This window comes from Isoptericola cucumis (assembly GCF_014635665.1).
GTDB classification, from domain to species: Bacteria; Actinomycetota; Actinomycetes; order Actinomycetales; family Cellulomonadaceae; genus Isoptericola; species Isoptericola cucumis.
In genome coordinates, this window is the sequence record NZ_BMDG01000002.1 from 329,920 (window position 1) to 349,013 (window position 19,094).

Here is a 19,094-nt window from a genome sequence, read left to right on the forward strand (position 1 = left end):
GATTCCGGGCGCGTCCGGTCCGGGGTGTGGTATGCACGTCCGCCGGACGGCGCCGCCCCTCAGAGGTGGGCGACGACGTGGTCGACGCACGCGGTGAGGGCGCGCACGTCGTCCGGCTCGACGGCGGGGAAGAGCCCCACGCGCAGCTGGTTGCGGCCCAGCTTCCGGTACGGGAAGACGTCGAGCACGCCGTGGGCACGCAGCGTCGCCACCACCGCGGCGGCGTCGATCGCGGGGTCCAGGTCGACGGTGCCGACGACGGTCGACCGCGCGGACGGCTCGGTGACGAACGGCGTCGCCCAGTCCCGGGCCTCGGCCCACCCGTAGAGGGCGCCGGCCGACTCCGCGCAGCGCGCCGTCGACCAGGCCAGCCCGCCCTGCTCGAGCATCCACTCGACCTGCTCGGCGAGCAGCACGAGGGTGCCGACCGCGGGGGTGTTGAGGGTCTGGTCCGCGCGCGAGTTGGCGAGCGCCGTCGTGAGGGAGAGGAACTCCGGCACCCAGCGCCCGGTCCGGTCCGCCGCTCCCTCCACCCGGGCGGCACGCTCGACGGCCGCGGGCGAGCAGATCGCGAGCCACAGGCCGCCGTCCGAGGCGAAGACCTTCTGGGGCCCGAAGTAGTACACGTCGGTCGCGCCGACGTCGACGGGCAGGGCGCCGGCGCCCGACGTCGCGTCCACGAGCAGCAGGGCCCCGTCCGCCCGCGCGTCGGGCACCTGCGCGGCCGGGGCCATGGCGCCGGTCGAGGTCTCGTTGTGCACCGTCGCGTAGGTGTCGACGCCGTCGGCCGTCGCGAGCAGGGCGACCGAGCCCGGCGCGGCGTCACGGACCTGGGACGGCTCGAGGAAGGGGGCGCGTCCCGTGGCGGCGGCGAACTTGCCGCCGAACTCGCCGAAGACGGCGTGCTGGGCACGGCGCTCGACCAGGCACGCGGTGGCCACCTCCCAGAACGCGGTCGACCCACCGTTGCCGAGCGCGATCTCGTAGCCGTCGGGCAGGTCGAACAGGGTGGCCAGGCCCTGGCGGACCCGACGGACGAGGTCCTTCACCGGCGGCTGACGGTGGGACGTGCCCAGCACGGGCGCAGCCGGGTCCCCCGCGGCGGCCAGGGCGGCGACCTGCGCGGGGCGCACCTTCGACGGGCCGGAGCCGAAGCGGCCGTCGGAGGGCAGCAGCGACGGCGGGATGGCGAGGGTGGGCTGCGTGGGCATCGGCTCTCCGTGGTCTGGGTGGTGGGATCCGTGGGAATCGGCGTGCTCGGTGTCGGTGGCGTGGGGCAGGATGTCGCGAGCGCCGCGCCAGTCGTGCGCCAGGACCGGGCCTGGGCGGACGGGGTGCGAATAGACTAGGCCCGGGCCTGAAGACGGGAGTGGACGTGACGGACCTGATCGACACCACCGAGATGTATCTCAAGACGATCTACGAGCTCGGCGAGGAGGGCATCCCGGCGCTGCGGGCGCGCATCGCCGAGCGCCTGGGACACTCCGGGCCGACGGTGTCGCAGACGGTCGCCCGCATGGAGCGTGACGGACTCGTCGTCGTGACCGGCGACCGCCACCTGGAGCTGACCGACGCCGGCCAGACGAAGGCGACGCGCGTGATGCGCAAGCACCGGCTCGCCGAGCGGCTGCTGACCGACGTCATCAAGCTCGACTGGGAGCACGTGCACACCGAGGCGTGCCGCTGGGAGCACGTGATGAGCGACCTCGTCGAGAAGCGGCTCGTCACCCTCCTCGACCACCCGCACATGGACCCGTACGGCAACCCGATCCCGGGGCTGTCCGAGCTGGGGGAGCAGTACGAGGACGTCCCCTTCCTGGCGGGCGTCCAGTCGCTGCCGGCAGTGCTCTCCGCCCCGGCCGCCGGCGGTGACGCGGACGGCGACGGCAGGTCGCTGGTGCTGCAGCGCATCGCCGAGCCGCTCCAGGTCGACGTCGAGCTCCTGGCCCGGCTCGCGGAGTCCGGCCTCGTGCCCGGGGCGCAGATCGTCGCCCGCCGCGCGGGCGCGGACTACGCGGTGCAGGTCGAGGACGGGCCGACCGTCCTCGAGCTCCCCGAGGACCTGGCCAAGCACCTGTTCGTCGCGGCCCGCTGACCACGGCGTCCGTCCCGCGTGCACGGATCGTGCGCGTGTCGTGACCGGAGCGTGACATGGGCCCTGTCCTTCGGGTACGGTCGGGACGCTCGTCGGAGATCGATCTGGCGGGCGCTCGTCCGGACGCCGAATCCTGCCACCGGTCGAGCTCCCACGGAACATCGCAAGGCAGGAGCGGGGGACCCACTTCCGGGCGTCGGTAACGGCGCCCTCGGGGTGAAGCCGCACGGCCCGGTCTGGACGACGGGTACCGGCGGCCGGGTGATTTCTCCCACCCGAACCCGACAGCTGACCTCGTAGGCGACAGGAGAGGTTGACACGTGACCGCACGCACGACTCGCGGCCGGCACCGCGCCGCCCGCCGCCCGATCGCCATCGCCACGAACGGCAACGCCGGCCGTCGCGCGGCAGTCGTCGCGACCGCCGGTGGCCTGCTGGTCTCGACCTTCGCCAGCGCCGGTGCCGCACAGGCCGCGCCGGTGGACTCCGACGCCGCGAACAAGCTCAGCACGGTCGACCTCGGTGCCCTCACGGACCAGGCCCGCAGCGCGCTCGAGGCGGCCCCTGTCGTCACCGTCGACGCCCAGGCAAAGGTCGCCGTCGAGAAGGTCACCCCGAAGATCGCCGCCGCCGCGGAGATCACCCCGGCCCCCGAGCCGGAGCCGGAGCCCGTCGTCGTCGAGGCCTCGTACGAGGCGAGCGCGACCGAGGACTCGGCGGCCACCGAGACCACCGACACCGCGTCGCGCTCCGCCGAGCGCGAGGAGGTCGCCGAGGCGCCCGCGTCGGCCAACGGCTCGTCGATCGTCTCGATCGCGATGCGCTACGTCGGCGTCCCGTACGTCTCCGGCGGCACCAGCCCGTCCGGCTTCGACTGCTCGGGCCTGACGCAGTACGTCTACGCCCAGGTCGGCATCAGCCTCCCGCGCACCACCTCGGAGCAGCGCTACGCGGGCACCGTGGTGTCCGACCCGCAGCCGGGCGACCTGGTCTGGACCCCGGGCCACGTGGCGATCTACGCCGGCGACGGGATGCAGATCGACGCCCCCAAGCCGGGCGACGTCGTCCAGTACCGCTCCATCTGGCAGTCGAACCCCACGTTCATCCGCGTGGGCTGAGCCGCCCTTCACGGCAGGCGCCACGACGCCTCTCCGACGCCCCGTCGCGCATCGCGCGGCGGGGCGTCGGCGTGTCGGAGAAAAGCTCGTCAGAGGGGCCAGGAACGGCGTCCTGGCGCGGTTCGTGGCGCGGTTCGCCGCCTGCTGTGATCGAAACGTGACATTGCCGTTCTCGTCCGCTACGGTTTCAACCACTCGCCGGTCATTCGGTGAGTCTCGACCGGAACGCCGAGCCCTGCCGCCGGTCGAGCACCGCTATCCCCGGCAGGGACGGGGGACCCACTTCCGGGCATTGGAAACGGTGTCCTTGGGGTGAAGCCGCACGGGTCGGTCTGCATGTCAGACCCGGACGGCCGGGTGCTTTCTCCCACCCGAACCCGACAGCTCACCTCGTAGGCGACAGGAGAGGGAACACGTGAACGCACGCACCACGCGCGCCCGGCACCGCGCCGCGCGCCGTCCGATCACGCCGCTCAGCGTCGGTTCCGCCGCTGCAGGGCGCCGGGCAGCTGTTGTCGCCACCGCCGGTGGTCTGCTGGTCTCGACCTTCGCGAGCGCGGGCGCTGCCCAGGCCGCGCCGGTCGACAGCGACGCTGCCAACAAGCTCAACACCGTCGACCTCGGCGCGCTGACCGACCAGGCGAAGAACGCCCTGCAGTCGGCCCCCGTCGTCTCGGTCGACGCCAAGGCCAAGGTCGACGTCGAGAAGGTCACCGCCAGCATCGCGCAGAAGGCGGAGATCACCCCGGCGCCGGAGCCCGAGCCGGAGCCCGAGCCCGTCGTCGAGGAGGCCGTGGAGACGGTCTCCGACACCGCCTCGCGCACCTCCGAGCGCACCGAGGTGCCCGAGGTCGCGGCCTCGTCCTCCGTGGGCTCCCAGGTCGTGTCGATCGCCTCGCGGTACATCGGCACCCCCTACGTCGTGGGCGGCGGCTCGCCCGGCGGGTTCGACTGCTCCGGTCTGGTCAGCTACGTGTACGCGCAGGTCGGTATCCACCTGCCGCACCAGTCGACCGGCATCCTGGAGGCTGCGAACACGCACGAGATCTCGGAGGCCGAGCTCCAGCCTGGTGACCTCCTCTGGTCGCCGGGGCACATCGGCATCTACATCGGCAACGGGCAGCAGATCGACGCCTCGCGACCCGACGGCTGGGTCACCAAGGTGCGCGACATCTGGCAGTCCAACCCGACGTACCTGCGCGTCACGGGCTGACCTCCCGTACCCACGGCCCCCGACGCTCCGCCACGGAGCGTCGGGGGCCGTCGCACGCCCGCACTCTTTGCTGGGACTTGCGCGTATCTTTCGCTAGGCTTGAACGTGCCCGGTCGTCTCGACGGTGAGGCGGCGCGACGGGAGCGTTCGAGGGAGGCTCGTGATGACACGTCCTGAGGTCGTCCTGGTGGGTGTCGACGGCTCCGCTGCGAGCCTGCACGCCCTGGACTGGGCCGCCGGCTACGCGCGGCGGACCGGCTGGGCGTTGCACATCGTCTGTAGCTACTCCCTCCCGTCGTTCACGGCGGCCTCCCTCGACGGGGGCTACGCCGCGCTCGACGACACCGCGATCCAGGAGGGTGCCCGGGCCGTCCTGGCCGAGGCTCAGGAGCGGGTCGCGGACTGCGGCGTCCCGGTGACGTCGGCGGTCGCGTCCGGGGACGCGGCCGGGGTGCTCGTGGAGCTGTCGCGCGAGCACGGGCTGGCCGTCGTCGGCACGCGCGGCAAGGGCGGGTTCACCGAGCGCCTCCTCGGCACGGTCTCGTCGGCGCTGCCGGCTCACTCGCACTGTCCCACCGTCGTGGTGCCGTACCGCGGGCCGGGGACGGGGGAGTCGACCGACCCGGAGCGGCGCGACGGCGACGTCGTGCACGAGGTGCGCCGCATCGTCGTCGGTGTCGACGGCTCGCCGTCCGCGGAGGTGGCGCTGCGGCACGCCGTCGCCCAGGCGCAGGTCTGGCGGGCGGAGCTGGTGGCGGTCGCCGGGGTGCCGCTCGCCGGCGGCGCCGGGGTGCTCGCCTGGCTGCCCTCGCAGATCGACCACGAGCAGGTGCTGGCCGACGTCAAGGAGGGCCTGGACGTCACGGTGGACAAGTTCGAGGCCCAGAACCCCGGGGTCACCATCAAGCGGCACGTGCTGGACGGCTCGGGGGCCGAGCTCCTCACCGAGTTCTCGACCGGCGCCGACCTGATCGTCGTCGGCTCGCGCGGCCGCGGCGGGTTCCGCGGGCTCCTGCTCGGCTCCACCAGCCAGGCCGTGCTGCACCACTCGGCCTGCCCGGTGCTCGTCGTGACGCGCAAGTGCGACGAGGAGATGCGGCACGACGCCGAGCCCGCCGCCTGACCGAGACGTGGGAGGGACGAGTCCGGCGTGGTTTCCCCCTCGGGACCACGCCGGACTCGTGCCCGCACCGGGTCAGTGGCGGGTGCGGTACAGCCGCATCGTGATCGGTCCGAAGACGGCGGTGAGCACCACCGACGCGACGAGCACCCACACGATCTCGCCGCTGTCCGGCTGCCCGGCCATGAGGCCGCGGACCGCGGTGACCAGGTGCGACACGGGGTTGACGTCGACGAAGCGCTGGAGCGCCGCGGGCATCGTCGACGGGTCGACGAAGATGTTCGACGCGAACGTCAGCGGCATCAGCACCATCATGGACACGCCCATCACGGCGTTCGGCGTGCGCAGCAGCAGGCCGAGGATGGTGAAGATCCAGCTCAGGGAGAACGCGAAGACCAGCAGGAGCAGCACGCCGAGCAGCACACCGACGACGCCGCCGTCGGGCCGGAACCCGAGGATCAGGCCGAGGCCGATGCACATCACGGACGCGATGGAGTAGCGGACCGTGTCGCCGAGCAGGGCCCCCACGATCGGGGCGGGCCGCCAGATCGGCAACGAGCGGAACCGGTCGAAGACGCCCTTCGTGATGTCCGTGTTGAGGGTGTAGCCCGTGTAGACGGTCACGATGATGATCGTCTGCACGAGGATGCCGGGCAGCAGGAACTGGATGTACGCCGACGTCGACCCCGCCAGGGCACCCCCGAACAGGTACGTGAACATCAGGGTGAAGATGACGGGCGAGACGAGCACGTCGAAGAGCTGCTCGGGCACGTGCTTGATCTTCAGCAGCGCCCGCCAGCCGAACGTGAACGTGGTCGACAGCGCCGACGGACGCGACGGACGCTCCTGCAGCGCGACCGCCTCGCGCAGGCTCGTCGTCGTGATCGTGGCCTCGTGGTCCGTGGACTGCGCGGTCATCGGGACACCTCCTCGGCAGCGACGTTCGCGCGACGCCCGGCGTCGCCGTCCGCCCCGGGCTCCGCGGAGTCCTCGTCGGGGAGCGGCCTGCCCGTGAGGGTCAGGAACACCTCGTCCAGGCTGGGCTGGCCGAGAGAGAACTCCGGGACCGCGATCCCGGCGTCGGCCAGGGCGGGAAGGATGCGCGCCACCGCGTCGGCGCCGTCGTCGGGCACCCGGGCGCCGAGCGCGTACGGGTCGGTCGGCAGCGTCGGCGAGGTGCCGAGCAGCTTCTCGAGGATCTCCGCCGCCTCGGCCCGCCGCGCGGAGTCGGCCAGGCGCAGGTCGACCGCACCCTGCCCGACCGACCGCTTGAGCTCGTTGGTCGTGCCCTCCGCGATGACCTTGCCGTGGTCGATGACGGAGATGCGGTCGGCGAGCTGGTCGGCCTCCTCGAGGTACTGCGTGGTCAGCAGCACCGTGGCGCCGTCCTCCACGAGCACCCGCACGATGTCCCACACCTGGTTGCGGGAGCGCGGGTCGAGGCCGGTGGTGGGCTCGTCGAGGAACAGCACGCGCGGCGCCAGGACGAGCGACGCGGCGAGGTCGATCCGGCGACGCATGCCGCCGGAGTAGGTCTTGACCTGGCGCCCGCCCGCGTCGGACAGGCTGAACGCCTCGAGGAGACCCTCGACGCGGCTGCGTGCCCCGGCGCCGGTGAAGCCGTAGAGCCGGGCGAGCATGAGGAGGTTCTCGGTGCCGGTGAGGTCCTCGTCGACGGAGGCGTACTGGCCGGTCAGCCCCACGGCGCCGCGCACCGCGTCGGCGTCGCCGACGACGTCGTGGCCCAGGACCCGGGCCGACCCGGCGTCAGGGCGCAGCAGGGTGGCGAGCATCCGGACGACGGTCGTCTTGCCGGCGCCGTTGGGGCCGAGCAGGCCGAAGACGGTGCCGGTCGGGATCTGCAGGTCGACGCCGTCGACCGCCTTCGTGACCTGCTTGCGGGTGGAGAAGTGCTTGACGAGGCCGGTGGCCTCGACCGCGAGGGCCGAGCCGGGAGGGGCGTGCGCGGGCACGGCGCTCGCGTGGCGGCCCGGAGGCCGGTCGGGTTCGGGGGCGTCCATGGGTGAGGTCATGAGCTCTCCTGGGGTGACGTGGGCCACGTTAGACGCTAAGACAGGCCACCGACAGAGAATTCATCGCTGGGCGAATCCACGGGTGAATTCCGGACCGGGACGTCCGGCCGGGGCCCCCGGGCCCCTGGCTAGGGTGTCGCCATGAGCGACGACATCGACCCTGGTTACCTCGCGCAGTGGGTCGCGACGCAGGCCGGGCTCGCGCGCGTGCCGGGTGTGCAGTACGCGGTGCTGGTCGGCGACGACGTGGTCGCCGGGGGCGCGTGGGGCGTCGCCGACGTCACCACGGCGGAGCCGTTGCGCACCGACCACCTGTTCCGCGTGGCGTCGCACTCCAAGACCTTCACGGCGTCGGCCGTGGCGCGGCTCGTGGAGGACGGGACGCTGCGGCTCGACGACCCGTTCGCGACCCACCTGCCCGAGCTGGAGGAGGCGGCGGTCGGCCGGGTGACGGTGCGGGAGGCGCTCGGCCACACGGGCGGGGTGCTGCGTGACGGGCGGGACGCGGACTTCTGGCAGCTGGGCGCCCCGTTCCCCGACCGGGCGGCGCTGCTCGCGTCGGTCCGCGCGGACGGCGAGGCGCTCGGCCGCGGCGAGCGCTTCAAGTACTCCAACCTGGCGTACGGGCTGCTCGGCCTCGTGATCGAGGCGGTGACCGGCACGTCGTACGCCGACCACGTGCGGCGGACGCTCGTGGAGCCGCTCGGCCTGCGCGACACGGCCCCCGAGCTCGACGACGGGCTCACCGGCCGGGCGGTCGTCGGGCACTCCGCGCGGGGCGTCGCGGACGACGGCCGCCTGCCGGTCGCCCCGGTGACCACCGGTGCCCTGGCGGCGGCGACGGGGTTCTGCTCCACGGCCCACGACCTGGTGCGCTGGCTCGCCACCCACTTCGACGACGACGGCGGCCGCGACGGGATCGCACGCCTGCGGCCGGAGTCCCGGCGGCTGCTGCAGCGCGAGGAGTCGGTGATCGACGTGCCGCACGCGCGCCGGCGCGCCTACGGCCTCGGGTTCGAGGCGCGGGAGATCGAGGGCCGGCGCGTGGTGGGCCACTCCGGCGGCTTCCCCGGCCAGCTCACGCGCACGTGGGCCGACCCGGCGGGGCGGGTCGCCGTCTCGGTGCTGACGAACGCGGTGGACGGGCCGGCGGACGCGATCGCGACCGGGCTGTTCACGCTGGTCGCCACGGCCTTGGACGGCGGGGCGGCGGACGCGCCGCCGGTCGCCGAGCTCGACCGCTGGACGGGACGCTTCGCCAACCTGTGGGGCCAGACCGACATCGTGCGGCTGGGCCGCCGGCTGTGGCTGGTCGACCCGCGGGAGGCGGACCCGCTGGCCGGCGCGGACGAGGTCACCGTCGACGGCGCGGTGCTGCGACCGGTCGCCCGCCCCGGGTTCGGGCCGGTCGGCGAGCCGGTCGAGGTGCTCCGGGACGACGACGGCCGACCGGCGGCGATCGTCGTGGGCGGGATGACGTCGTGGCCGGTCGAGGAATACGAGCGCGAGCGCCTGGCGCAGCTCTCCCGCCCCCGCTGACGCGGGCCGGTCGGGACCGGCCCGGTCAGGACTCGGCGAAGGTCGGGGTGATGGGCTCCAGCCGCGGCGCGGGGGAGGGTTTGGGCTCGTCGAAGGTCTCGATCTCGACGCTCTCCGGGGCGAGCAGCCGCACGACGGCCTCGTCGAGGCTGGCGCGGATCGCGGCGACGAGGCCGTCGGCGTCGCGGGCCTCGAGGCGCTCCACCAGCTCGAGGTGGGACTCGGCGGCGTCCTTGCGCACGGCGTAGTCCTCGCTCGTCGTGAAGCTGGCGATCCGCACCTCGACGATGAGGGTCGACATCCAGCGCAGCAGCCACGGGTTGCCGCTGGCCGCGACGATGCTCCAGTGGACGTTGAGGTCGGTGTCGCCGATCCGGCGGGCGTCCTCGCTGTGCTCGGCGGCGACCAGGGCGTCGTGGGCCCGCCGCACCGCCGCCACCTGGGACGACGTGGCCCGCTCGACGGCCAGCGGGGCCGCGGAGGTCTCCACGAAGGTGCGGGCCTCGTACAGTGCCCGCACCCGGTCGCTGCCGATCCGCACGACGCTGAGACCCCGGCCTGGCGTCGACAGGAGCAGGCCCTCCTGCACCAGGCGCTGGGCCGCCTCGCGGAACGGGCCGCGGCTCACCCCGAGCTGGCCCGACATCTCGACCTCGCGGATCGGCGCCCCCACCGGGAGCGCCCCCGAGTAGATGGCGTTGCGCAGCTCGACGGCGATGAGGTCCACCGTCGAGGGTCGTGTCACCGGCGCCCGGAACGGTGCGCTGCCGACGGGGACCCGTGACGACGAGGTCATCTGCTCTCCTTCCACGCGGCCAGGGACGCCGCGTCCCGGCCGATATCATCCCGCAATCCGGACACACACCAGATCGTGACCAGACTGTGACGGAGCGTTTTCCGTGCGCTGACGCCCGCGTGACAGCCGGCATGTCGCCCACGAAACGTCGCTGACCTGCACCGTCATGGGGCGACCGGGGCGAGGTCGGGGCGCATCCCGAGATTGTAGACAATCGGACAGGCTGACACGTAGATTGTCGCACCATCAGCATCGACGCTACGGTGTCCGATCGTCCACGTACCTCAGGCCCGTGTGACGCAGTTGTGACGCCGGGCCACGGAAGGGAGACACCCGTGTCGTCCACCACGACCAGGAACGGCCGGCGAGCGATCGTCGCCGCCGGCTCCGTACTTGCCATGACGGCGCTCGCCGCCTGCTCGAGTGTCGACGAGGGGGGTTCGGGCGACGGCGGTGGCTCGACCCTGAGCCGGCTCCAGGACGAGGGCACCGTGAACGTCGCGTACAACGGCGAGAAGCCCTACAGCTACGACGACGGTGGCGAGCTCACCGGCGCCACCATCGAGCTCGACCGGCAGATCTTCGGCGCGCTGGGCGTCGACGAGGTCGAAGGCACCCAGACCGAGTGGAACTCGCTGATCCCCGGCCTCACCGCCGAGCGCTACGACACCGTCAGCGCGGGGATGTCGATCCTGCCGGAGCGCTGTGAGCAGGCGGCCTTCGCAGAGCCGACCATCATGTACACCACCGCGTTCCTCGTGCCCGAGGGCAACCCGGACAAGCTCACCGACTGGCAGTCGGTGGAGGGCTCCGACCTCACCGTGGCCGTGACCAGCGGCGCGATCGAGGACGGCTACGCGAAGGACACCGGCGTCAAGACGATCACGGTCGGCGACTCGACCGACGGCCTCAACGCCGTGGTGGCGGGCCGCGCCGATGCCTTCGCGCTGACCGGCATCTCGATCCGTGCCCTCGCCGAGAGCACCGACGAGCCCGTCGAGGCCACCGAGGCGTTCGTCGCGAAGATCGACGGTGTGTCGCAGGTCGGCGCCGGTTCGGAGGTCTTCCGCAAGGGCGACACCGAGCTGCTCGAGGCCTACAACGAGGAGCTCGCGAAGTTCACCGGCGACGAGGCCAAGTGGCTCGAGGTCATGGAGCCGTTCGGCTTCACCGAGGCGGAGTTCCCGCCGGAGGGCCTGACCGCGGAGATGCTGTGCGAGGGCGACCTGGAGAAAATCTCCAACGAGCTGGGGCTGGACTCCTGACCGCATGTCAGATGATCTCCAGCTACTGATCGACAGTCTTCCCGACCTCGGCAACGGCGTCCTCGTCACGCTCCAGATGACGCTCGGCGGCGCCCTTCTGGCGATGGTTGTCGCGCTCGTGCTCGGGTTCGGCGCACGCACCCCGTCGCTCTGGGTGCGTGCGCCCTCCCGCGTGGTCATCGAGTTCTTCCGGGGCACCTCGCTGGTGGTCCAGATCTTCTGGCTCTTCTACGTGCTGCCGCAGTTCGGGTTCAAGATGGAGGCGCTCGCGGTCGCCATCGTGGCTCTGGGGCTCAACTACGGGGCTTACGCCGCCGAGGTCGTGCGCGGTTCCATCGAGTCCGTCCCGACGGGCCAGTGGGAGGCTGCGACGGCGCTCAACCTGGGATGGCTGCACAAGGTGCGGCGCGTGGTCTTCCCCCAGGCGTGGGCGCTGATGATCCCGCAGCTGGCCAACCTGCTGATCCAGCTCCTCAAGGGGTCGGCGCTGGCGTTCTACATCACCCTGCACGACGTGTATTGGTGGACGGACGAACTGCAGCGAGACACGAGGGACACGTTCTTCAGCTTCGGCTGCGGTCTGATCGTCTACTTCGTGATCGCCTACATCCTCACCTGGGGAATGAACTGGCTCGAGGAGCGAGCAAAGCGGCGTCTCGGGCGCGGAACGCGCCCGCGGCTGCGTGACGTCTTCGGCCTCAAGCCGGGCGTCCCGTCGGAGATCGCCCGGATGAAGGGGGGCACGGCATGAACGACGAGAGCATCTGGAGCTGGGAAACCGCCTGGGACGTTCTGCCAGCGCTCCTTCGTGGGCTGGTCGTCACCATCGAGGCGACGGTCGTGGGGATGGTGATCGCGTCGATCCTGGGGCTGCTCATCGCGCTGGCGATGCGCGCACCGACGCGGTGGGTCCGAGGACCCTTGCGGTTCATCGTCGACTTCATCCGCATGACGCCGCTGCTGGTGCAGCTGGTGTTCGTGTACCTGCTGTCGCCGCCGGAGATCCCCGCCCTGGTGATCGGGTTCGTGGTGCTGGGCATCCACTACGCGACGTACATGTCCGAGGTGTACCGCGCGGGGATCGAGGCGGTCCCGCAGGGGCAGTGGGAGGCGGCCACCGCGCTGAACCTCCCGAAGGCCCGCACGTGGCGCGCGATCATCCTGCCGCAGGCGATCCGCAACACCCTGCCCGGGCTCGGGAACTACGCGGTCTCCATGTTCAAGGAGACGCCGTTCCTGTTCGCCATCTCTGTCGTCGAGATGTACACGGAGGCGCAGAGCTACGGCGCCAACACGTTCTCGTACATCGAGCCGCTGACGATGGTCGGGCTGCTCTTCCTCATCGTGAGCTACCCGACGTCGCTGCTGGTGCGCAGGATGGAGATCCGCCTTGCCTGACCCGAAGACCCCCGCTGGGAGCCACACCATGACCACATCGACCAGCAGCACGGGCGACGTGCCCGCCATCGAGTTCAAGGACGTCGTCAAGCGCTTCGGCGACAACGTCGTGCTCGACAAGCTGAACTTCAGCGTCGCGCAGGGCGACCGCGTGACGCTCATCGGCCCGTCGGGATCCGGCAAGACGACGATCCTGCGCCTCCTCATGACTCTCGAGGAGGCGAACGGCGGGCTCATCCTCATCGACGGCGACCCCTACACCCACGAGTACAAGGGGCAGAAGTGGGTCGAGATCCCGGAGAAGCGGCGCCGCGTCGTGCGCAACCGGGTGGGGATGGTGTTCCAGCAGTTCAACCTGTTCCCCAACATGACGGTCATCGAGAACATCATCGAGGCGCCGATCCACGTGCTCGGCAAGTCGAAGGCCGAGGCCGTCGCCCGCGGGGAGGAGCTGCTCGAGCAGGTCGGCATGTCCGAGAAGCGGGACTTCAAGACGAACCAGCTCTCAGGCGGCCAGCAGCAGCGCGTGGCGATCGCCCGCGCGCTGGCCATGGACCCCGAGATCCTGCTGCTCGACGAGGTCACGTCGGCGCTCGACCCCGAGATCGTCGCCGACGTCCTCGGCGTCCTGCGCGAGATCGCGGAGACCACGGACATCACGATGCTGCTGGTCACGCACGAGATGCAGTTCGCGCGGGAGGTCTCCAACCGCGTGCTGATGTTCGACCAGGGGCAGATCGTCGAGGAGGCCGACCCGGAGACGATGTTCACCAACCCGACCCACGCGCGCACGAAGGAGTTCCTCAAGGCCGTGCTGGGCTGACCGCACGGGCCGGAGGGCCCTGGACACCCCGCTCCCGGCGGGTGGCGCGAACGACGACGGCGAGGACCCGCGAAGGGTCCTCGCCGTCGTCGTGCCTGGCCGGCCTGGTCAGGAGGCGGGGGCCTCCTCGACGGTGCCGCCCAGCGTGCTGCCGGAGCCGCCGCTGCTCGTGGCGTCGTCGCCGGACGTCCCGCCGCTCCCGGTCTCGGGGGCCACGCCACCGTCGCCGGAGTCCGTTCCCGTGCCCGTATCCGTGCCGCCGGTGTCGGTCCCGGTGCCGCCCGAGCCGCCGTCGGTCCCGGTGTCGCCGGATCCACCGGTCCCGGTGTCGGTCGACCCGTCCGTCGAACCGTCGGTCGAACCGTCCGTCGAGCCGTCGGTCGACCCGTCCGTCGAGCCTCCGGTCGACCCGGACCCGTCGGTGGTCGGGGCGGTGGGGTCGGTGTCGGGCACGGTCGCCGGGTCGTCGGCGGGGGCGTCCTGGTCCTGCTCCTGGCGGCCCTGGCCGTCGTCGCCCGAGCGGTCGCCGGTGGAGTCGCGCCCGTCGGTGTCGTCGGTGCCCGCCGGCGCGTCGGAGCCGGAGCCGCCACGCATCGTGCTGATGGACGTGCCGGAGCCCTCCTGGCCGCGGACCGCGTCGGAGATCGGCTTGCCGATGGCCAGCTCGATGGTCAGCACCACACCCATCACGACGGCGAACAGCGCCAGCGCGCTCACGGTGAGGACCTTGACCTTGCCGTGCCGGTCGATGAGCCGGAGCCAGCGGTTGCGCGGCTCCGGCGCGTCGTCGGCGTCTGCCGGCAGGTCCGCGGGCTCGCCGGCCGCCGACACCTGCCCGAGCGGCACGGTCTCGGATCCTGCGGCCGTGAACGCCGCGGTGTCGGACGCCGTGCCCGACGTCGCCGTGTCGTCGGCCGTACCGACCGCCGTACCGACCGCCGTGCCGGTGGCCGTGCGGCGGGCGCCGGCCGACCAGTCGGCCCCGGTCGTCGAGAGCGTGGTCCGCGGGCGCAGCCCGGGCCGGATGCTGGCCACGACGGGCTTGAGCTGGGCCTGCGTGCGCTCGATCGAGCGCGTGTACAGGAAGTTGCCGACGACGGTGACGACGCTCGCCAGGCCCGCGCCGATGATGGTGCCGGCGACGCCGAAGAACGACATCAGCACGGTGGCGCTGACGGCCGCGAGGCCGCTGGCCACCACCTGGGTGAGCGACAGTCGGGTCGTGCTGGCCGGTGCCTCCTGGTCGGCGCGGCCCTGGGCGGGCGTCTCGCCGGTCGGGGCGTCGTGCTGGTGGCCCGGGATGGCGGGGGAGCGGGAGGAGGGGGTCACAGGGCTCGCGTCCAGGTCGGCGGTGGTCGGTCGGACGCCCGAGCTCCGCCGGCGTGTGGTGCCGCGCGCCGCGGGGCTCCGGCGTCAGCCGCGGGCGTCCCTCCCAGCCTAGGACGACCTTGTGCGCGCCGCGCCGGGCAGGCGTGACCCGCCCCGTGAGGAAGGGCGAAGATCCTGTGATGCCGGGACGACAGGCCCTGGCGAGGGCCCGCGAGAGCGCCGGCCGGGCCCGGCCGGTGTCAGCCGGCAGCGGCCTCCGCGGCGGCGAGCAGGATGCAGGTGGCGACGCCGTCCATCGCGACCCGGACCTCGTCCAGGGGCGGCATGGTCGGGGCGAGGCGGATGTTGCGGTCCTGCGGGTCCCGGCCGTAGGGGAAGGTGGCCCCGGCGGGGGTGAGCGCGATGCCGGCCTCCTTGGCGAGCTGCACCACGCGCGACGCGGTGCCGGCCGTGACGTCGACCGAGACGAAGTACCCGCCGGCCGGCTCCGTCCACGTCGCGACGCCGAGGTCGCCGAGGCGGTCGGCGAGGATGCCCGTGACGGCGGCGAACTTGGGGGCGAGGATCTCGCGGTGCCGGCGCATGTGGGCGCGCACGCCCTCGGCGTCGCCGAAGAACATCGCGTGCCGCAGGTGGTTGATCTTGTCGGGGCCGATCGACCGGATGCCGAGGTGCTTCGTGAACCAGGCGACGTTCGCGGGGGACGACGCGAAGAAGGCGACGCCGGACCCCGCGAAGGTGATCTTCGACGTCGACGCGTACATCAGCACCCGGTCGGGGTGCCCGGCCTCCTCGGCGAGCGCGATCGCGTCGGCCGACTTCGCCTCGTGCGCCGTGAGGTGGTGCACGGCGTAGGCGTTGTCCCAGAAGATCCGGAAGTCGGGTGCTGCCGTGGGCATCGACACCAGCCGGCGGGCCACGGCCTCGGAGACGACGGACCCGTCCGGGTTGCCGTACGTCGGCACCACCCACATGCCCTTGATGCTGGGGTCGGTGGCGACGAGCTCGGCCACCGCCTCGGCGTCCGGCCCGTCGGAGGTCATCGGCACCGTGACCATCCGGATGCCGAGCTCCTCGCAGACGGCGAAGTGCCGGTCGTAGCCGGGCACCGGGCACACGAACGTGATCTGCTCCTCGCGCGACCACGGGCGCTCGGACCCGGGGACGCCGAACAGCAGCGCCTGCACGACGGTGTCGTACATGAGCGTCAGCGACGCGTTGCCCTGCGCGAGCAGCTGCTCCGTGGGCACGCCCAGCAGCTCGGCGAAGATGCCGCGCAGCTCGGGCAGGCCGGCCAGGCCACCGTAGTTGCGGGTGTCCGTGCCGTTCTCGCTGGTGTGCACGCCCTCGCCGGGCAGGGCGAGCAGCGCCTCGGAGAGGTCGAGCTGCTCGGCGGACGGCTTGCCGCGGGTGAGGTCCAGGCGCAGCCCGCGGGCCTGCAGCGCGGCGTACTCGCCGCGCAGCTCGTCGAGGCGGGAGGCGAGGCCCTGGGCGGGGACCTGGGCGGGGACCGGGGCGGGCTCGGGCGACGGCACGGTGCTCACGCCCGCGACTCTACCGGCCGCGGCGCTCCAGCAGTCGGCCGAGCCTGGACAGCGAGACGCGCATCATGACCCACAGCCCCAGCCTGAGCAGCGGGTCGGTGAGGGAGCGGGGGAGCGGGCCGGCGGCGCGCGCGGCGAGGTGCGCCTCCTCCCACCACACGACGCGGCTGCGGCGGTCGTCCACGGGCACGACGTCGAAGCCCGCCGCACCCAGCAGCACCGGGCCGAGCTTGCGCAGCCGTGTGCGCCCGACCCGCGCCGCCGCGGTCGAGGGGCGCTCGATCGTCTCGACCTCCATCCGGTCGGTGACGGGGCCGCTGACCATCGTGAACCGGTCGCCCGGCTCGGGCCCGCGCGTCGCCGGCGACACCAGGTGCGTCAGCGGGATCCAGCGCGGGTGCGTGCGCAGGTCGGCGACCCACGCGAAGGCGACGGACGCCTCGAGGGGCAGCAGCCGCGCCACCTCGACGCGGCGGGCCGGACGCTGCGGGTCGGTCATCGCGGCACCCGCTCGTCAGCCATCGGCCGGTCCGCCGGTGGCCTCGCCCGCGGACCTGCCGCGGCGACGCGGCAGCCAGCGGCTGACCCGGGTGCCGCGCGGCGCGGTCCCGGTGCCGGGCGCGGCGTCCAGGGCCGGCAGGTCGGACGGGCCGGACACGTCGCCCTCGACCACCCGGGGGAAGTGGTCCGGCGGAGGGCCGAAGGCTCGGCGCGACTGCGCGACCACGCCGTGCCCGAGCGCGCGACCGCCCGCGACGCCCACGACGACGCCGACGCCGAACGGCAGCAGCCGGCCGAGCGCGAGCGAGCCCTGCTTCGCGACCTGCCGCTTGAGGAACTGGCGCGCGAGCGTCTTGTTGACCCGCTTGATCGTGGTCTGCGGCATCGACGTGAGCAGCACCTTGCCCCACGCCACGGTCGAGCCGCCGACGGCGTTCTCCACGTCGCGCGCGCCCCTGTCGCCCAGCACCGTCGCCAGCAGCAGGGCGCGGCGGCGCGGCACGTCGTCGATCTCGATGCCGTGCACGTCGGCGACCGCCAGCGCGAAGGCCGACGACGCGGCGAAGTACGTGGCGACGTCGCCCGTGGTGAGGGCGGTGGCCGCCGCCGTCCCGACCGCCGGCGCGGCCGCCGCGGCGCCGACCGCGCCGCCCGCCGTCGTCAGCAGCGTCAGGTACTCCCGCTCCAGCAGGCGGATGATCTGCGCGGGGTCGGCCTCGGGGTTGCGGGCCCGCAACCGGTCCACGTGCCGGTGGATCGACGCCGACGGGATCGTCACGGCCTTGTCGAGGAGCATGTCCAGCAGCGGCGTCCGCCGGTACGTCAGCCACTCCTCCCGGCGCGCCGAGACCTCGCGGTCGCCGGCACCCGGCTGCGTGCCGTCGTCGCCGCGCACCACCTCGCCGCGAGCGTCGTCGACCCCGCGGCCGGTGGTCACGGCCGGCCCCCCGCCGGGTCCCCGTCCCCGCGCGCGGTGTCCGGCGCGGGCGGGTCGAACACTGCCGGCGGCACCAGCGCACCGGCCTTCAGCGTGCGGCCCACCGTGCAGGCGCGGTCGATCGAGCGCTGCGCGAGCAGGAGCGTCTTGTTGCGTGCCGCCTCGTCGAGCCCCGACAGGTCGATCTCGAACCGCTCGGTCAGGACCGGGTAGCGGTCCTCGTCCAGGTCCTTCGGGTCCTCGACGCGGATCGTGGTGCGGTAGTCGTCGCCGAGGACGCGGGCGAACTTCGTGTCGCTGCTCATGCCGGCGCAGGCGGCCAGCGCGATCTTCAGCAGCTCGCCCGGCGTGAAGACGGCGCCCGCCTCGGCGGGCCCGATCTCCACGCTCGCGCCGCGGGCCGAGTACCCGCGGTAGGTGCGGCTGCCGGTGCGCTCCACCCACAGGGGGTCCGTGGGCGACGGCGTCACGGGGGCCTCCGCGTCGGCGGCCGGGGTCTCGGGCGTGGTGTCCTCCGTCATGAGCCGATCCTCCCACTCCGGCCGCGGCCCGGGGTGTCACATCCGGCCGTCCCGCTCGGTCGGGTGGGTGGCAGGCGGCCACGGGCCGCACCCAGGAGAGGAGAACGTCATGAAGATCGTCGTCGTCGGTGGGACAGGCCTCATCGGCAGCCAGACCATCGAGTTCCTGCGCGACGCCGGGCACGACGCCGTCGCGGCCGCGCCCAGCACCGGCGTGGACACGCTGACCGGCCAGGGGGTGGACGAGGCGCTCGCTGGCGCCGACGTCGTGGTGGACGTGTCGAACTCGCCGTCCTTCGCGGACGACGACGTGCTGCGGTTCTTCACCACCTCCACGCGCACCCTGCTCGACGCCGAGGCGCGCGCGGGGGTGCGCCACCACGTCGCCCTCTCGATCGTCGGCGCCGACCGGACGCCCGACTCCGGGTACCTGCGCGCGAAGGTGGCCCAGGAGCAGCTGATCCGCGAGTCCGTCGCCGGGTGGTCGATCGTCCGTGCCACGCAGTTCTTCGAGTTCGCCGGCAGGATCGCGGACGGCGCGACCGTCGACGGCCGGGTGCGCATCCCGCCGGTGGCGTTCCAGCCGGTCGCGTCCGTGGACGTCGCGCGCACCGTGGCCGAGGTCGCGGCGGGGGAGCCCCGTGGCGGCGTCGTGGAGCTGGCCGGCCCGGAGCGCCTGCGCTTCGACGAGTTCGTCCGGGCGGCGCTCGCGGCCCGCGGGGACGAGCGCGACGTCGTGGCCGATCCCGCCGCGCCGTACTTCGGGGCGGTCCTCGCGGAGGGCTCGCTCGTGCCCGCCGGGGAGCACCGCCGCGGCGCCGTCACGGCGGGCGACTTCGCGGCCGCGCAGCGCCCGGCATGA

19 protein-coding genes and 2 riboswitches are annotated in these 19,094 nt (G+C 73.1%); of the genes, 10 read left to right on the forward strand and 9 right to left on the reverse strand.

The features are described from left to right. Positions 1-59: 59 nt before the first annotated feature. Positions 60-1,211, reverse strand: a complete 1,152-nt coding sequence (gene serC, locus IEW03_RS03690) for a phosphoserine transaminase (protein WP_188522293.1) — start codon at positions 1,209-1,211, stop codon at positions 60-62. A gap of 164 nt (positions 1,212-1,375) precedes the next feature. On the opposite strand from serC, the gene IEW03_RS03695 reads away from it, so the two are divergent. The 4 genes from IEW03_RS03695 to IEW03_RS03710 all read left to right on the forward strand — a co-directional run bounded on the left by IEW03_RS03695 (position 1,376) and on the right by IEW03_RS03710 (position 5,549). After that, positions 1,376-2,095: an iron-dependent transcriptional repressor DtxR gene (locus IEW03_RS03695; RefSeq protein ID WP_188522294.1), complete on the forward strand. Its 720-nt coding sequence runs from the start codon at positions 1,376-1,378 to the stop codon at positions 2,093-2,095. 152 nt (positions 2,096-2,247) lie between these two features. Then, positions 2,248-2,412: riboswitch (cyclic di-AMP (ydaO/yuaA leader) on the forward strand. A gap of 3 nt (positions 2,413-2,415) precedes the next feature. Next, positions 2,416-3,213 (forward strand): C40 family peptidase, encoded by a 798-nt coding sequence (locus IEW03_RS03700; protein ID WP_188522295.1) that lies wholly within the window; start codon positions 2,416-2,418, stop codon positions 3,211-3,213. Between the two features lie 243 nt (positions 3,214-3,456). Next, positions 3,457-3,628, forward strand: a riboswitch (cyclic di-AMP (ydaO/yuaA leader). Further along, a complete protein-coding gene (locus IEW03_RS03705) occupies positions 3,629-4,426 on the forward strand; it encodes a C40 family peptidase (protein ID WP_188522296.1) in 798 nt (265 codons plus the stop codon). A gap of 163 nt (positions 4,427-4,589) precedes the next feature. Further along, a complete protein-coding gene (locus IEW03_RS03710; RefSeq protein WP_188522297.1) occupies positions 4,590-5,549 on the forward strand; it encodes a universal stress protein in 960 nt (319 codons plus the stop codon). Between the two features lie 72 nt (positions 5,550-5,621). On the opposite strand, the gene IEW03_RS03715 is transcribed toward IEW03_RS03710, so the two are convergent. Then, positions 5,622-6,464, reverse strand: coding sequence for an ABC transporter permease (locus tag IEW03_RS03715; RefSeq protein WP_188522298.1), 843 nt, complete (start codon positions 6,462-6,464; stop codon positions 5,622-5,624). After that, complete coding sequence (locus tag IEW03_RS03720; RefSeq protein WP_229737357.1) at positions 6,461-7,579, reverse strand: ATP-binding cassette domain-containing protein; 1,119 nt, start codon at positions 7,577-7,579, stop codon at positions 6,461-6,463. Before IEW03_RS03720 ends, IEW03_RS03715 begins: the two co-directional genes overlap by 4 nt. Before the next feature lie 141 nt (positions 7,580-7,720). Between IEW03_RS03720 and IEW03_RS03725 the strand changes: the two genes are divergently transcribed. Beyond that, positions 7,721-9,118 (forward strand): serine hydrolase domain-containing protein, encoded by a 1,398-nt coding sequence (locus IEW03_RS03725; RefSeq protein ID WP_188522299.1) that lies wholly within the window; start codon positions 7,721-7,723, stop codon positions 9,116-9,118. Between the two features lie 25 nt (positions 9,119-9,143). Here the strand turns inward: IEW03_RS03725 and IEW03_RS03730 are convergent, their stop codons facing one another. Next, positions 9,144-9,914: a GntR family transcriptional regulator gene (locus IEW03_RS03730; RefSeq protein WP_188522300.1), complete on the reverse strand. Its 771-nt coding sequence runs from the start codon at positions 9,912-9,914 to the stop codon at positions 9,144-9,146. Between the two features lie 335 nt (positions 9,915-10,249). Here IEW03_RS03730 and ehuB point away from each other — a divergent pair, with 335 nt between their 5' ends. From ehuB to IEW03_RS03750, 4 genes are read left to right on the forward strand one after another with little or no spacing between them, the layout of a single operon-like run. Continuing rightward, positions 10,250-11,179: an ectoine/hydroxyectoine ABC transporter substrate-binding protein EhuB gene (gene ehuB / locus IEW03_RS03735; RefSeq protein WP_188522301.1), complete on the forward strand. Its 930-nt coding sequence runs from the start codon at positions 10,250-10,252 to the stop codon at positions 11,177-11,179. Between the two features lie 4 nt (positions 11,180-11,183). Then, entirely contained in the window at positions 11,184-11,930 is a 747-nt protein-coding gene (gene ehuC / locus IEW03_RS03740) for an ectoine/hydroxyectoine ABC transporter permease subunit EhuC (protein WP_188522302.1), read from the forward strand. Then, a complete protein-coding gene (ehuD, locus tag IEW03_RS03745) occupies positions 11,927-12,577 on the forward strand; it encodes an ectoine/hydroxyectoine ABC transporter permease subunit EhuD (protein ID WP_188522303.1) in 651 nt (216 codons plus the stop codon). Before ehuC ends, ehuD begins: the two co-directional genes overlap by 4 nt. Positions 12,578-12,605: 28 nt before the next feature. Further along, complete coding sequence (locus tag IEW03_RS03750) at positions 12,606-13,400, forward strand: amino acid ABC transporter ATP-binding protein (RefSeq protein WP_188522304.1); 795 nt, start codon at positions 12,606-12,608, stop codon at positions 13,398-13,400. Between the two features lie 108 nt (positions 13,401-13,508). On the opposite strand, the gene IEW03_RS03755 is transcribed toward IEW03_RS03750, so the two are convergent. From IEW03_RS03755 to IEW03_RS03775, 5 genes are all read right to left on the reverse strand, one after another. Further along, positions 13,509-14,729, reverse strand: coding sequence for a hypothetical protein (locus tag IEW03_RS03755; protein ID WP_188522305.1), 1,221 nt, complete (start codon positions 14,727-14,729; stop codon positions 13,509-13,511). Between the two features lie 239 nt (positions 14,730-14,968). Further along, positions 14,969-16,273, reverse strand: a complete 1,305-nt coding sequence (locus IEW03_RS03760) for an aspartate aminotransferase type Ic (RefSeq protein ID WP_188522306.1) — start codon at positions 16,271-16,273, stop codon at positions 14,969-14,971. 10 nt (positions 16,274-16,283) lie between these two features. Beyond that, positions 16,284-16,772: an SRPBCC family protein gene (locus IEW03_RS03765; protein WP_188522307.1), complete on the reverse strand. Its 489-nt coding sequence runs from the start codon at positions 16,770-16,772 to the stop codon at positions 16,284-16,286. Between the two features lie 15 nt (positions 16,773-16,787). Further along, positions 16,788-17,711 carry a hypothetical protein gene (locus IEW03_RS03770; protein WP_229737358.1) on the reverse strand — a complete coding sequence of 308 codons (924 nt, stop codon included), beginning with the start codon at positions 17,709-17,711 and terminating at the stop codon, positions 16,788-16,790. Further along, complete coding sequence (locus IEW03_RS03775; protein ID WP_188522308.1) at positions 17,708-18,232, reverse strand: OsmC family protein; 525 nt, start codon at positions 18,230-18,232, stop codon at positions 17,708-17,710. Before IEW03_RS03775 ends, IEW03_RS03770 begins: the two co-directional genes overlap by 4 nt. Positions 18,233-18,341: 109 nt before the next feature. Here IEW03_RS03775 and IEW03_RS03780 point away from each other — a divergent pair, with 109 nt between their 5' ends. Then, positions 18,342-19,094 (forward strand): SDR family oxidoreductase, encoded by a 753-nt coding sequence (locus tag IEW03_RS03780; RefSeq protein ID WP_188522309.1) that lies wholly within the window; start codon positions 18,342-18,344, stop codon positions 19,092-19,094.